General features: G+C 70.3%; 14 protein-coding genes and 1 tRNA gene. 7 read left to right on the top strand and 8 right to left on the bottom strand.

What is annotated here, in order from left to right; all coding sequences use genetic code 11:
- Window positions 1–13: 13 nt before the first annotated feature.
- Together ACFWHU_RS14080 and ACFWHU_RS14085 are read right to left on the bottom strand one after the other, a co-directional pair.
- Window positions 14–529 (bottom strand): FHA domain-containing protein, encoded by a 516-nt coding sequence (locus ACFWHU_RS14080; protein ID WP_078076186.1) that lies wholly within the window; start codon window positions 527–529, stop codon window positions 14–16.
- Window positions 530–539: 10 nt separating this feature from the next.
- Window positions 540–1,397 carry an FhaA domain-containing protein gene (locus ACFWHU_RS14085; protein ID WP_385792020.1) on the bottom strand — a complete coding sequence of 286 codons (858 nt, stop codon included), beginning with the start codon at window positions 1,395–1,397 and terminating at the stop codon, window positions 540–542.
- A gap of 315 nt (window positions 1,398–1,712) precedes the next feature.
- Between ACFWHU_RS14085 and ACFWHU_RS14090 the strand changes: the two genes are divergently transcribed.
- A tRNA-Leu gene (locus ACFWHU_RS14090) sits at window positions 1,713–1,799 on the top strand.
- 277 nt (window positions 1,800–2,076) lie between these two features.
- Here the strand turns inward: ACFWHU_RS14090 and ACFWHU_RS14095 are convergent.
- Complete coding sequence (locus ACFWHU_RS14095) at window positions 2,077–2,691, bottom strand: FMN-dependent NADH-azoreductase (RefSeq protein ID WP_385792021.1); 615 nt, start codon at window positions 2,689–2,691, stop codon at window positions 2,077–2,079.
- Window positions 2,692–2,809: 118 nt separating this feature from the next.
- On the opposite strand from ACFWHU_RS14095, the gene ACFWHU_RS14100 reads away from it, so the two are divergent.
- The 4 genes from ACFWHU_RS14100 (at window position 2,810) to ACFWHU_RS14115 (ending at window position 6,270) form a co-directional block, all read left to right on the top strand.
- Window positions 2,810–3,187, top strand: coding sequence for a winged helix-turn-helix transcriptional regulator (locus ACFWHU_RS14100; RefSeq protein ID WP_385792022.1), 378 nt, complete (start codon window positions 2,810–2,812; stop codon window positions 3,185–3,187).
- Window positions 3,188–3,312: 125 nt separating this feature from the next.
- Window positions 3,313–4,770 (top strand): DUF2252 domain-containing protein, encoded by a 1,458-nt coding sequence (locus ACFWHU_RS14105; RefSeq protein WP_387225032.1) that lies wholly within the window; start codon window positions 3,313–3,315, stop codon window positions 4,768–4,770.
- Between the two features lie 151 nt (window positions 4,771–4,921).
- Complete coding sequence (locus ACFWHU_RS14110; protein WP_385792024.1) at window positions 4,922–5,857, top strand: hypothetical protein; 936 nt, start codon at window positions 4,922–4,924, stop codon at window positions 5,855–5,857.
- Window positions 5,858–5,925: 68 nt separating this feature from the next.
- On the top strand, window positions 5,926–6,270 hold the full coding sequence (locus ACFWHU_RS14115; RefSeq protein WP_385792025.1) for a rhodanese-like domain-containing protein: 345 nt from the start codon (window positions 5,926–5,928) through the stop codon (window positions 6,268–6,270).
- An 88-nt stretch (window positions 6,271–6,358) separates the two neighbouring features.
- Here ACFWHU_RS14115 and paaE read toward each other — a convergent pair whose 3' ends face one another.
- From paaE to paaA, 5 genes are read right to left on the bottom strand one after another with little or no spacing between them, the layout of a single operon-like run.
- A complete protein-coding gene (gene paaE / locus ACFWHU_RS14120) occupies window positions 6,359–7,414 on the bottom strand; it encodes a 1,2-phenylacetyl-CoA epoxidase subunit PaaE (RefSeq protein WP_385792026.1) in 1,056 nt (351 codons plus the stop codon).
- Window positions 7,415–7,921 (bottom strand): 1,2-phenylacetyl-CoA epoxidase subunit PaaD, encoded by a 507-nt coding sequence (gene paaD / locus ACFWHU_RS14125; protein WP_387225033.1) that lies wholly within the window; start codon window positions 7,919–7,921, stop codon window positions 7,415–7,417.
- A complete protein-coding gene (gene paaC, locus ACFWHU_RS14130) occupies window positions 7,915–8,703 on the bottom strand; it encodes a 1,2-phenylacetyl-CoA epoxidase subunit PaaC (protein ID WP_387225034.1) in 789 nt (262 codons plus the stop codon). Before paaC ends, paaD begins: the two co-directional genes overlap by 7 nt.
- Window positions 8,700–8,990 carry a 1,2-phenylacetyl-CoA epoxidase subunit PaaB gene (gene paaB / locus ACFWHU_RS14135; RefSeq protein WP_069628646.1) on the bottom strand — a complete coding sequence of 97 codons (291 nt, stop codon included), beginning with the start codon at window positions 8,988–8,990 and terminating at the stop codon, window positions 8,700–8,702. The genes paaC and paaB overlap by 4 nt, the downstream gene beginning before the upstream one ends.
- Complete coding sequence (paaA, locus tag ACFWHU_RS14140; protein ID WP_385792029.1) at window positions 8,987–10,045, bottom strand: 1,2-phenylacetyl-CoA epoxidase subunit PaaA; 1,059 nt, start codon at window positions 10,043–10,045, stop codon at window positions 8,987–8,989. Before paaA ends, paaB begins: the two co-directional genes overlap by 4 nt.
- Before the next feature lie 114 nt (window positions 10,046–10,159).
- Here paaA and ACFWHU_RS14145 point away from each other — a divergent pair, with 114 nt between their 5' ends.
- Both ACFWHU_RS14145 and ACFWHU_RS14150 read left to right on the top strand, forming a co-directional pair.
- Complete coding sequence (locus ACFWHU_RS14145) at window positions 10,160–10,930, top strand: DUF5819 family protein (protein WP_387225035.1); 771 nt, start codon at window positions 10,160–10,162, stop codon at window positions 10,928–10,930.
- A complete protein-coding gene (locus ACFWHU_RS14150; RefSeq protein ID WP_385792031.1) occupies window positions 10,927–12,213 on the top strand; it encodes an HTTM domain-containing protein in 1,287 nt (428 codons plus the stop codon). Before ACFWHU_RS14145 ends, ACFWHU_RS14150 begins: the two co-directional genes overlap by 4 nt.
- Window positions 12,214–12,218 lie beyond the last annotated feature (5 nt).

A 12,218-nucleotide genomic window follows, 5' to 3' on the forward strand; every position in this document is an offset into this window, starting at 1 on the left:
GCTCATTGTCGTACTACTTCCGCAGCTCGATGACAGTCTTGCCGATGCGGATCGGCGCGCCCGGCGGAATCGGTGTCGGCGTCGTGAGGCGGGTCCGGTCGAGATACGTGCCGTTGGTGGACCCGAGATCCTCGACGATCCACTGACCGTCACGGTCCGGATAGATCCTGGCATGCCTGCTGGACGCGTAGTCGTCGTCCAGCACGATCGTTGAGTCGTGCGCCCGGCCCAGGGTGATGGTCTGTCCCTGGAGGGCCACCGTCGTACCGGTGAGGATCCCCTCCGAGACGACCAGCTTCGTGGGCGCCCCCCGGCGCTGGCGGCCCCCCTGCTGCCGCTGCGCGGGCGGACCCGCGTTCTGGCGGGCGGCGCCCTGCGGCGGCCGCGTGTCGGCATTGCGGCGTGAGCCGCGCTGCGTGACACGCGTGCCGAACAGATCGCTCCGAATGACCTGGACGGCCACAATCACGAACAGCCACAGAACGGCTAGGAAACCTAGCCGCATGACCGTCAGGGTCAGCTCTGACATTGCCCCCGCTTCACCCTTCGGCTTGCCGGTAAACGATGGTGGTTTGGCCCACGACGATCCGCGAGCCGTCGCGGAGCGTAGCGCGGGTGGTGTGCTGTCCGTCTACCACGATGCCGTTGGTGGACCCGAGATCCTGGATCGTCGAGGGCGTTCCGGTCCGAATCTCGCAGTGCCGGCGGGAGACGCCGGGGTCGTCGATCCGCACGTCGGCGTCGGTGCTGCGGCCCAGCACCAGCGTGGGGCGCGAGATCTGGTGGCGGTTGCCGTTGATCTCGATCCACCGGCGGACCTGGGTGCCCGGCATCGCCCCAGGGGGCGGTGTCGAGGGAGGCTGTGCGGCCTGCCCCGGACGTCCGGCGCCCGGCGGGGGCGACGGCGGCATGGGGGGTGGGGACGAGGGCGGGTAGCCGTAACCACCGGACGGTGCGGCCGGTGGGGCCGCGGGGGCCCTGCCGGGTGCGGGGCCGGGACCGGGCTCGGGACCCTGTGACGTACTCGACGCCAGGGTGCGGCTGCGCACCCGGTACAGACCGGTGTCGAGGTCGTCGGCCTTCTCCAGATGGACCTTGATCGGGCCCATGAACGTGTAGCGCTGCTGCTTCGCGTAGTCGCGGACGAGTCCGGAGAGTTCGTCGCCGAGCTGGCCCGAGTACGGGCTGAGGCGCTCGAAGTCGGGCGCGCTCAGCTCGACGATGAAGTCGTTGGGGACGACGGTCCGCTCGCGGTTCCAGATCGTTGCGTTGTTGTCGCACTCACGCTGAAGGGCGCCGGCGATCTCCACGGGCTGGACCTCGGACTTGAACACCTTCGCGAAGGTGCCGTTGACCAGACCTTCGAGTCGCTGCTCGAAGCGCTTCAGGACTCCCATGGGGCACCTCCTTCGTCGTTGCCGTCCTGGTACTGCTTACTGATCGTATCCACGCGTCGGGAAATCGGCTGGTTCCCCTTGTCTGCCCCGTCGATGAGTGTCACCTCTCACACGGATCGTAGAGGCGGCCTCAGGACAGTGTCCCGCACCCGGGGTGCTCTCTGGAGGAGTGGGGGGAGGCCGCTCGAGGTTGCTTGTTCCCCGGCCGGGTTGCCGAGACAAACGGATGTGATTCCACGCTGTGCAGCGTGCTAATCTTTTCGATGTCGCCAGGCGATCACACCAGCAGGTGAGAGGCCGGACGGCACACCCAATGCGCGGGTGGCGGAATAGGCAGACGCGCTGGATTCAGGTTCCAGTGCCCGAAAGGGCGTGGGGGTTCAACTCCCCCCTCGCGCACCAGGAGAACCGACGAAACGGGTCTCCGCCAGAGACGAAAGTCCTGGCGGGGGCCCGTTTCTCGTATGCCCGGATACTGGTGCGGCGATACCTGTGCCGCGATGTGGCCTGTTTTGAGCCCCGCGTGGAGTGGGGTGCGGTGCGCCGGGGTTCGTGAGGTGCGGTTCGTGCGGTGACGCATGTCACCGGGCGGGTGGGTGCGGTCATGGATCGACCCGCACCCGTGCCGCTCGGGGTGCGGGTCGCTCTGTTCGGCTGTTCGTCCCGATGTCCGTCCGTGTCAGGCGGCGAGGCGGGAGGCCAGGGCCTTGGCCTTCTGCGCGGCCTCTTCCTGCGCCCTGGCGCGGGAAGCCTCGGCGAGCGGGATGAGCTCGGCCATGGCGGGCACGGCGTGGGCGAGGGTCAGCTCGGGGACGATGAAGTCGACGTCCTTGACGCCGAACATGCCGGTCAGCACCTTCTCCAGATAGTTCTGGACGAACTCGAAGTCCGCGCGCGGGCTGCCGGCCACGTACGAGCCGCCCCGGCTGGCGACGACGGTGAACGGCGTGCCGGTGATGGAACTGTCCTCGCCGGCGTTGTGGCCGAGGATGATCACGTGATCCAGCCATGCCTTCAGCGTGGACGGAATCGTGAAGTTGTACATCGGGGCGCCGATGAGAACGGCGTCCGCGGCCGCGAGTTCGGCGGCGAGTTCCGCGCGCAGCGCGTTGTCCGCGCCCGCCGCGACGGCGGCGATGTTCAGATGCGGCAGCGGGGCCGCGGCGAGATCGCGGTAGACGACCTCGCCCTCGGGGTGCTGCTCGCGCCAGCCCTTGACGAAGGCGGCGGTGACGTCGCGCGAGGCGGATCCCTGGGGGGATACGGCGGAGTCGATGTGCAGCAGCGTGGCCATGAGGGTCTCCATGGGGAACAGAGGGGTGGGTCCTGGCACGGCGGACAGCCGATTGCCGGGTCCGCACTTTCGTACGTACCTATTGATAACACAGGAGCTTACTTTTTTTCATCCCCTCATGGGTTCGCAGTACTCTGGTGCGATGGAGGGAAGCGGGAATCCGTGCAAGCCGGTGGACGTGGGGATGACGCGCGTCTTTGAACTGTTCGGCAAGAGATGGACCGGGCTGATCGTGTCTGTCCTGCTGCAACGGCCCGTGCACTTCGCGGAGTTGCGGCGGGCGATCCCCGGCATCAGTGAGCGAATGCTGTCCGACCGGCTGACAGAGCTGGCGGGCGCGGGGCTGGTGGTGCGCGAGGTCGACGAAGGGCCGCCGCTGCGGGTCGCGTACCGGCTCACCGACGCGGGGGCGGCGATGGAGCCCGCGCTGGAAGAGCTGGGGCGGTGGGCCGAGAAACATCTGGCGGGCGAGAGCGGCTGCCCGAAGCACGACTAGGCCCTGGCCGGGCCGGTCCGTGCAGGGTGGTCCGAGGGTTGTCCACAGGGGGAGGCGGCTGTCGGGACGCGGCGGTAACGTCGTGGGCGGTTGATGTCGGACAAGTGCGGGGGAGGCGGCACGCCATGGGCGAGGCCGGTGCGGTGGTGACGGACGAGCGTATTCCGGTCGTGTCCGGGTTCGCGGGGCGCGGGGCGTCGGACGGTGGGCGGAGCACGCCGAAGGACGCCGGGAAGGCGCTGCGGGAGCGGTTTCCGAGGTCTTCGCACGATTCGCTGGTGCTCCCGGCCGCGCGGCCGGACGCGGTGCGGGCCGTCGAGGAGTCGAGCCGTGACCGGGTGCCCGAGCTGGCGCCGCTGCGGGTGGGGCGGATGGCCGCGACGCCCTTCGCGTTTCTGCGGGGCGCGGCCGGGCTGATGGCGCACGACCTGGTGGGGACGCCGGTGACCGGCGCGGGCGCACAGATCTGCGGCGACGCGCACGCGGCGAACTTCGGACTGTACGGGGACGCGCGGGGCCGGCTCGTCATCGATCTGAACGACTTCGACGAGACGGTCGTCGGCCCCTGGGAGTGGGACGTCAAACGGCTCGCGACCTCGCTGGTGCTCGCCGGGCGTGAGGCCGGCGCCGACGAGGACACGTGCCGCCGTGGTGCTCAGGACGCCGTGGGCGCGTATCGGCGCACGATGCGACTGCTGTCGAAGCTGCCGGCCCTGGACGCGTGGAACGCGATCGCCGACGAGGAGCTCGTCTCCCACACGGACGCCCGCGATCTGATGGGGACGCTGGAGAGAGTGTCGGAGAAGGCGCGCAAGAACACGAGCGCCCGGTTCGCCGCCAAGTCGACGGAGGTCGTGGACGGCGACGGAGCCGCCGGGGGGAGCGCGGGTGCGGTGGCTCAGCGGCGCTTCGTCGACGCGCCGCCGGTGCTGCGGCGGGTGCCGGACGAGGAGGCCGCGGCGGTCGCGGCCTCATTGGGCGAGTATCTGGGCACGCTCTCACCGGACCGGCTGCCGCTGCTGGCGCGGTACGCGATCCATGACGTGGCGTTCCGGGTGGTCGGCACGGGCAGCGTCGGGACACGGTCGTACGTGGTGCTGCTGCTGGACCACCGGGGCGAGCCGCTGGTGCTTCAGGTGAAGGAGGCGCGTACGTCGGCGCTGGTGCCGTTCCTGGAGGCCGCGGGGTTCGAGGCGCCGGGCGTGGAGCACGAGGGGCGCCGGGTGGTGCTCGGGCAGAAGCGGATGCAGGTCGTCAGCGACAATCTGCTGGGCTGGACGACGGTGGCCGGCAGGCCGTATCAGGTACGGCAATTCAGGAACCGCAAGGGCAGTGTGGATCCGGCCGCGCTCCCGGCCGACCAGGTCGACGACTACGCGCGGATGACCGGCGCACTGCTGGCCAGGGCGCACGCGCACAGCGTGGATCCGCGGCTCGTCGCCGGCTACTGCGGCAAGAGCGAGGAACTGGACGAGGCGGTCGCGGCCTTCGCCGTCGCGTACGCGGACCGGACCGAGGCGGATCACGCGGAGCTGGTGACGGCCGTCAAGAACGGACGGATCGCCGCCGAGCTCGGGGTGTGAGGCCGGCCGGATCCGGGGTGGGATCCAGGATCCGGGAGGGCGTGCCGGGATTCGCGCGGCGGGCGTGATTTGCCGGACACGACGTAGGCGTATCGGGGCCCCGGACCAGGGACGTGAAGGAGGAGGGCGGGTTCGCCCGTACGCTGGACGGGTGACGCAGGACGCCCCCGGGGAGCCGACGATCCGTAACGACGACGAGCAGGACGTGCCAGACGTGCCGGACGCCACGACGGATGCCACCAAGGACGCGGACGCCACCGAGGGCGCTTCAGAAGCGGCGGACGGGGGCGCCGGCGCCGGGTCGGGGTCCGAGCGGCCGGAGGCGCGGCTGGAGCGGGCCGTGCGCGCCGCCGAGCAGGCGCTGATCGAGTTCGAGATCGCGCTGGAGACGTTCCGGGTCGAGGTGGAGAACTTCTCGCGGCTGCACCACCAGCGGCTGGGCCCGATGTACGCGCGGCTGGACGAGCTGGACGCGATGATCGCCGAGGCCCGCGCGTCCCGGTCGGGTGACCCCGAGGATCTGCGCAAGGCGCGGGAGGCCCGGGCCATGGTGCAGCCGATGCCGGGGATCGAGGAGCTGTTCCACGACTGGCTCGACTCCGACGGTCTGTCGGCGGAGGCCGCCGCGATGCTGACCGACCAGCCCGTGCAGCCGCCGAAGCGGGTGCGGCCGACCGACGAGGTCCGCAAGCTCTACCGCGACCTGGCCCGCAAGGCGCACCCGGACCTGGCGCAGGAGGAAACCGAGCGGACCCGGCGTGAGGAGTTCATCACCCGCGTGAACGCGGCCTACGGGCGTGGGGACGAGGGACTGCTCAGGCAGCTCGCCGAGGAGTGGGCGGCGGGGCCCGCGCCGGAGGAGCCGCGCGTGAGCGAGAACGAGGAGCTCTACGCCCGGCTGGATTGGCTGGCCCGGCGCAAGGAGCTGCTGACGCTCCTGGCGCAGGAACTGGAGCAGAGCGCGATCGGCGCGATGCTTCAGATGGCGCCGGACGACCCCGACCGGCTGCTGGAGGAGATCGCCGAGCAGTTGCTCGCCGAGGTCTCGGGACGTGAATCCGAACTGGCCAGGTTGGTGCAGTCGTAGCGCGCCCTGTGCGCGAGGCTGTACCTGTCGCACCCGCATACACATACGTACGAGAGAAGGCGCATCACATGAGTTTCGCCCAGCTGCCCACGGTGGATGTCGCGGCAGTCCCGTCCGACGCCCTGGTGCTCGACGTCCGAGAGGACGACGAATGGGCGGCCGGCCATGTCGAGGGTGCGCTGCACATCCCGATGAGCGAGTTCGTCGGACGCTTCGGTGAGGTGACCGAGGCCGTGGCCGACGGGCGCAGGGCCTATGTCATGTGCCGGGTCGGCGGCCGGTCCGCGCAGGTCACGCAGTACCTGGTGGGGCAGGGCGTCGACGCGGCGAACATCGAGGGCGGGATGCAGGCCTGGGACGGCGCGGGCCGACCGATGGTCACCGACAACGGCACCCCCGCGCTGGTGCTCTGACGGACCGTCGGCGGCCATCGGTAGTCGTACCGCTTGCCCCCGTTCCGATTCCGACCGGCCCGCCCACCGAACGGGGCGGGCCCCCGGGTCAGCGGTCGAAGTCCAACTCGACCTCGGCGGTGGCCGGACGGGACTGGCAGGCCAGTACGTAGCCCGCTTCCGTCTCCTCCGGCTCCAGGGCGTAGTTGCGGTCCATCCGCACCTCGCCCGAGACGAGGAAGGCCCGGCAGGTCCCGCAGACGCCGCCCTTGCACGCGTACGGCGCGTCCGCCCGGCTGCGCAGCACCGTCTCCAGCAGGGAGTCCCCGTCCCGGACGGGCCAGCTGCCCGAGCGGCCGTCGAGCTTCGCGGTGAGTTTGCTGCCGCCGGGGGCGGCCGACACGGCAACGGGCGTGGCCGTGCCCGGCGCGCCGTCGTCCACGTGGAAGATCTCCTGGTGGATCACGTTCCGCCGGACGCCGAGGGCGCGCAGTGCCCGCTCCGCGCCCTTGACCAGACCGAGCGGGCCGCACAGGAACCAGCCGTCGACGCTGTCCACCGAGAGCAGCGCGGGCAGCAGTCCCGCCAGTCGTTCCTCGTCCAGCCGGCCCGAGGGGAGCCCGGTCTGCTGCTCCTCCCTGGACACCACCGTGACCAGTTGGAAGCGGTCCGGATGGCGGTCCTTGAGGTCCGCGACCTCCTCCAGGAACATCGTCGAGGCCACCGTGCGGTCGCTGCGGATCAGACAGAACCGGGCGTCCGGCTCCCGCGCGAGGAGCGTCGAGGCGATCGACAGCACCGGGGTGATGCCGCTGCCGCCGACGATCGCGACGAAGTGCCCGGCGCGCGGCTCCAGCCGGAAGCGGCCGGTCGGCTCCATGACGTCGACCGTGTCGCCCACGGCGAGTTCCTTGAGCGCGTACGTGGAGAACTCGCCGCCCTCGACCAGCCGGATGCCCACCCGCAGCACGGGGCGCTCGCCGGCGGGCGTGCAGATCGAGTACGTACGGCGGATCTCCTCGCCGTTCACGACCCGGCGCAGCGCGATGTGCTGTCCGGGTGTGTGCCGGAACGTCTCGTCCAGCTCGGGCGGCACGGCGAAGGTGACGGTCACCGAGTCGTCCGTGAGCCGCTCGACCTCGCTGACACGGAGCGGATGGAACATCTACAACTCCTTGAAGTGGTCGAAGGGTTCACGGCAGGCCGTGCAGCGGCGCAGCGCTTTGCACGCGGTCGAGGAGAACCTGCTCAGCAGCTCGGTGTCCGTCGAGCCGCAGTGCGGGCAGCGGATGGCGAGGGTGAGCGGCACCGGTCCGTCCGTGCTGTGCGGGCGGGGCGGGGCGATGCCGAAGTCCGCGAGCTTGCGCCGTCCTTCGGCGCTGATGTCGTCCGTCGACCAGGCGGGGGAGAGCACCGTGACGACGGAGACGTCCGGTATCCCGTGGTCGTGCAGGATCCGCTCGATGTCCGAGGACATCGTCTCGATCGCCGGGCAGCCGGTGTAGGTCGGGGTCAGCTCGACCTCGACCCGGCCGGGACCCGAGACATGGACGGCCCGGAGCACGCCCAGCTCCTCCAGCGTCACCACCGGCAGCTCCGGGTCGGGCACGGAACCGGCGAGCGCGCGCAGTTCGCCCTCCAGCGCGGTCTGTCGGCCCGTGTCGGTCACCATGACGCCCCCGGGTGGCTGCGGTGCAGGTGCTGCATCTCGGCGAGCAGCCGGCCGAACGATTCGGTGTGCAGGCCCTGCCTGCCGGCGCCGGCCGCCCACGCGCCGGAGCGCGGTCCGTCGGGCACGGTCAGCGTCGCGCGCTCCAGCACGGCGGTGATCGAGGAGAGCCAACTCTCCTCCAGCTCCTGCCTGTTGACGCCGTCCAGGCCGTCCGGCCCGTCCGAGCCGGTCACCCCGTCGCTGTCGCCGGCTCCGTCCCCGCCCGCGACGGGTTGGAACATCTCGCCGGTGAACCGCCACAGCGCCGTACAGGCCCGCTGCATCCGCTCATGGCTCTCGGCGGTGCCGTCACCGAGCCGCAGCGTCCACTGCTCGGCATGGTCCTGGTGGTAGTCGACTTCCTTCACCGCCTTGGCGGCGAGCCCGGCGAAGGGACCGTCACCGGCCGCCAGGGCGCCGTACAGGAGCCGCTGGTAGGTGGAGAAGTAGAGCTGGCGCGCGATCGAGTGCGCGAAGTCGCCGTTCGGCTGCTCGACCAGCTGGAGATTGCGGAAGGCGCGCTCCTCGCGGAGGAAGGCCAGCTCGTCCTCGTCCCCCACGAGGGAGTAGAGGATCCGGGCCTGGCCGAGCAGGTCCAGCGCGATGTTGGCGAGGGCCACGTCCTCTTCCAGCTCGGGCGCGTGTCCCGCCCACTCCCCCAGCCGGTGCGACAGGATCAGCGCGTCGTCGGCGAGGGCGAGGGCCGCGGTGTCGATCCCGGTACGGGTCGGGGCGCCGGTCACAGGTGACGCACCCCCTCGGGGATCTCGTAGAACGTCGGGTGGCGGTACGGCTTGTCACCGGCCGGTTCGAAGAAGGAGTCCTTCTCGTCCGGCGAGGAGGCCGTGACCGAGGCGGAGGGGACCACCCAGATCGACACCCCTTCGCTGCGGCGGGTGTAGAGATCGCGCGCGTTACGCAGGGCCATCTCCGCGTCCGGGGCGTGCAGGCTTCCCGCGTGCGTGTGCGACAGCCCGCGGCGGGACCTGACGAACACCTCCCACAGAGGCCACTGGGTCGAACCGCTCATGCCGTCGCCTCTTTCTCCACGTGCTTGACCGCGTCGTCGGCGGCGTCTTCGACCAGGATCTTCGCCACGTTCTTCGTCGCGTTCCTCTCGGCGTGCTTCGCCGCGTACGCCGTCGCCGCCTCGCGCACCCACGCGCCTTCCTCGTGGGCGCGGCGCCGCTGGCTGATCCGCTGGTCGTTACAGGGGCCGTTGCCCTTCAGGACCTCCCGGAACTCCGTCCAGTCGATCGCCCCGAAGTCGTGCTGCCCCCGCTCCTCGTTCCACTTCAGGTCCGGGTCGGGGAGCGTGAGACCGAGCGTCTCGGCCTGGGGGACGCAGATGTCCACGAACCGCTGCCGAAGTTCGTCGTTCGAGTGCCGCTTGATCTTCCAGATCATCGACTGCACGGAGTGCGCCGACTCGTCGTCCGGCGGGCCGAACATCATCAGCGACGGCCACCACCAGCGATTCACCGCGTCCTGCGCCATCTCGTGCTGCGCGGGGGTGCCACGGCTCAGCGCGAGCAGCGATTCGTACCCCTGCCGCTGATGGAAGGACTCCTCCTTGCAGATACGGACCATCGCGCGGGCGTAGGGGCCGTAGGAGCAGCGGCAGAGCGGGACCTGGTTCGTGATCGCGGCGCCGTCCACGAGCCAGCCGATCGCACCGACGTCCGCCCAGGTCAGCGTCGGATAGTTGAAGATCGACGAATACCTCTGGCGGCCGGCGTGGAGCTTGTCGAGCAGCTCGTCACGGCTCGTGCCCAGCGTCTCCGCCGCGCTGTAGAGATACAGCCCGTGTCCCGCCTCGTCCTGCACCTTGGCCATCAGGATCGCCTTGCGCCGCAGCGAGGGCGCGCGCGTGATCCAGTTCGCCTCCGGCTGCATGCCGATGATTTCCGAGTGCGCGTGCTGGGCCATCTGGCGGACGAGCGATGCGCGGTAGGCCTCCGGCATCCAGTCGCGGGGCTCGATGCGCTCGTCGGCGGCCACGGCGGCGTCGAACGCCGCCTCGGCTTCCTCTGCCGTCGTCTCCACCGTTGCCTCCACAGCCGTCCCCGCGGTCACTGCCGTCATCCGGGCCCCCTACCGACCGATCGTTCGGTTCATTGACTTCAATGGTCGGTCGGCGGCCCGTAGGGTGTCAACCCTGTGGATAACCGACTGTGGAAAGACGGGGATCGGGGCGGGATGGATTCGTACGACGACAAGGGTGAGAACCCGGCACCAGATCCGGGTCCACCAGCGGGTCCACCGCGGGGGATAGCCGGGCTCTCCTTCCCGTACCAAGTGGTCGCCGCTGTCGCCCTCGCGGTCGTCGGACTGCTCGCCGTGGGCCATGTGGCCATGGTGTTCCTGCACGTCGCGCCCGACAACACGGTGTCCAAGGAGTACGGCGAGGAAGTGGGCGACTGGGTGTTTCCGGAGTTCGAGCAGAACTGGAAACTCTTCGCGCCCAACCCCCTCCAGCAGAACATCGCCGTCGAGGCCCGCGCCGAGGTGGACCGGACGGACGGATCGCGCGGCACGACCGACTGGATCAATCTCACCGAAGAGGACGCCAGGGCGATCCGCGGCAACCTCCTCCCCAGCCATGTCGACCAGAACGAACTGCGCCGGGGCTGGGACTTCTACGTCGACTCCCACGACGAGAAGGCGCGCCCCAACGGTCTGCGCGGGCAGCTCTCCGAGAGCTACATACGCCGGATAGTGATGCTGCGGCTGGAGGCGCACGATCTCGGCGGTCCCGTCGAACGCATCCAGCTCAGGTCCGTCACACGGGCGGTCGCCGCGCCCCCGTGGAGTGACGAGAAGATCAACACGAAGCCCGGCTACCGGGTCTTCCCCTGGTGGACCGTGACCTCCGACGACCTGCCCGAAGGCGTCCGGAACGAGGGCGTCCGGAACGAGGGCGCGGGAAACGGCGCGCGCAATGACGGCCGTACGGAGGCCCACCGATGAGCCGCCCCGCCCACGAGCTGTCCCCCGACCGCAAGGCCGCGCTCGCCCTCCAGCGCGTCACGTCCCGGTCCCTCGGCCCCTACCAGAGCGCCGTCGTCCGCATCGGCTTCGCCGCCGCCTGGCTCCTGTTCCTGCTGCGCGAGCTGCCGAACCGCCGTGAGCTGTACGGGCCCGGCAGCCCGTGGAGCTGGGACATGGCCCAGCAACTGATCGCGGGCAACAACGCGTTCACCACACTGATGTGGTCCGACAGCGGCGTCTGGTTCGAGATCGTGTACGCCGTCGCCGTACTGTCCAGCGCCCTGCTGATGCTCGGCTGGCGCACCCGCACCATGTCGGTGCTCTTCATGGTGGGCGTGCTGTCCCTCCAGAACCGCAGCATCTTCATGGGCGACGGCGGCGACAACGTCATCCATCTGATGGCGATCTACCTCGTACTCACGCGCTGCGGCCAGGTCTGGTCGCTGGACGCCCGCCGACGGGCCCGCGCCGAGCGCGTCGTGGCGTCCGGCGGGACCGCGCCCACCGACCGGGTCGGGCCGGTCCTGTGGGTGGTGCTCGGCGTGGCACTGCTGGGCACGCTGCTGGATTCGACCGGCGGCGAGTGGTGGGTGATCGCGCTTCTGTGGACGCTGTGGATCTCGCAGGGGCTGTGGTGGGCGGTCAACCGCTACGCGCCGAAGAGCGAGCCGCGCGCGCTGCTGGACGTCCTCGCCAACCTCACGCACAACGCCACGCTCGTCGTGATCATGGTCGAGGTCTGTCTGATCTACGCCACGGCCGGCTGGTACAAGATCCAGGGCTCGCGCTGGCAGGACGGCACCGCGCTGTACTACCCGCTGAATCTGGACTACTTCGCGCCCTGGCCCGGTCTCTCCGACATCCTGGCGTCCAGCGGCGTGATGGTGATGGTGCTGACGTACGGCACGGTCATGGTGCAGGTCGCCTTCCCGTTCACGCTCTTCAACCGGCGCGTCAAGAACGTCCTGCTGGTGGCGATGATGCTGGAGCACGCGGGTATCGCCTTGCTGCTCGGGCTGCCGTTCTTCTCGCTGGCGATGATCGCCGCCGACGCCGTCTTCCTGCCGACGAGCTTCCTGGTGCGCGTCGGCGACATGGCGGCGAGGAGCGCTCGGCTGCTTCCCCAGCGGCCGGGGGGCGACGCCGTGCCGCACCCGCGTCAGGGGGGCGACTCCGGGAAGTCGGGCACCGGGGCCGGGACCGAGTCCGATACCGGATCCGGCACCGACACCGCCGGCGCGGATCCTTCGCTCGTCCGGTGACGGCT

The organism is Streptomyces sp. NPDC060366 (assembly GCF_042725135.1).
In the GTDB taxonomy this organism is placed as follows: domain Bacteria; phylum Actinomycetota; class Actinomycetes; order Streptomycetales; family Streptomycetaceae; genus Streptomyces.

What these genes read in the sequence shown, in the direction of transcription:
- ACFWHU_RS14080 (WP_078076186.1), bottom strand. Translation starts at nt 529, where the DNA reads ATGTCAGAGCTGACCCTGACGGTCATGCGGCTAGGTTTCCTAGCCGTT.
- ACFWHU_RS14085 (WP_385792020.1), bottom strand. Translation starts at nt 1,397, where the DNA reads ATGGGAGTCCTGAAGCGCTTCGAGCAGCGACTCGAAGGTCTGGTCAAC.
- ACFWHU_RS14095 (WP_385792021.1), bottom strand. Translation starts at nt 2,691, where the DNA reads ATGGCCACGCTGCTGCACATCGACTCCGCCGTATCCCCCCAGGGATCC.
- ACFWHU_RS14100 (WP_385792022.1), top strand. Translation starts at nt 2,810, where the DNA reads ATGGGTTCGCAGTACTCTGGTGCGATGGAGGGAAGCGGGAATCCGTGC.
- ACFWHU_RS14105 (WP_387225032.1), top strand. Translation starts at nt 3,313, where the DNA reads ATGGGCGAGGCCGGTGCGGTGGTGACGGACGAGCGTATTCCGGTCGTG.
- ACFWHU_RS14115 (WP_385792025.1), top strand. Translation starts at nt 5,926, where the DNA reads ATGAGTTTCGCCCAGCTGCCCACGGTGGATGTCGCGGCAGTCCCGTCC.
- paaE (WP_385792026.1), bottom strand. Translation starts at nt 7,414, where the DNA reads ATGTTCCATCCGCTCCGTGTCAGCGAGGTCGAGCGGCTCACGGACGAC.
- paaD (WP_387225033.1), bottom strand. Translation starts at nt 7,921, where the DNA reads ATGGTGACCGACACGGGCCGACAGACCGCGCTGGAGGGCGAACTGCGC.
- paaB (WP_069628646.1), bottom strand. Translation starts at nt 8,990, where the DNA reads ATGAGCGGTTCGACCCAGTGGCCTCTGTGGGAGGTGTTCGTCAGGTCC.
- paaA (WP_385792029.1), bottom strand. Translation starts at nt 10,045, where the DNA reads ATGACGGCAGTGACCGCGGGGACGGCTGTGGAGGCAACGGTGGAGACG.
- ACFWHU_RS14145 (WP_387225035.1), top strand. Translation starts at nt 10,160, where the DNA reads ATGGATTCGTACGACGACAAGGGTGAGAACCCGGCACCAGATCCGGGT.
- ACFWHU_RS14150 (WP_385792031.1), top strand. Translation starts at nt 10,927, where the DNA reads ATGAGCCGCCCCGCCCACGAGCTGTCCCCCGACCGCAAGGCCGCGCTC.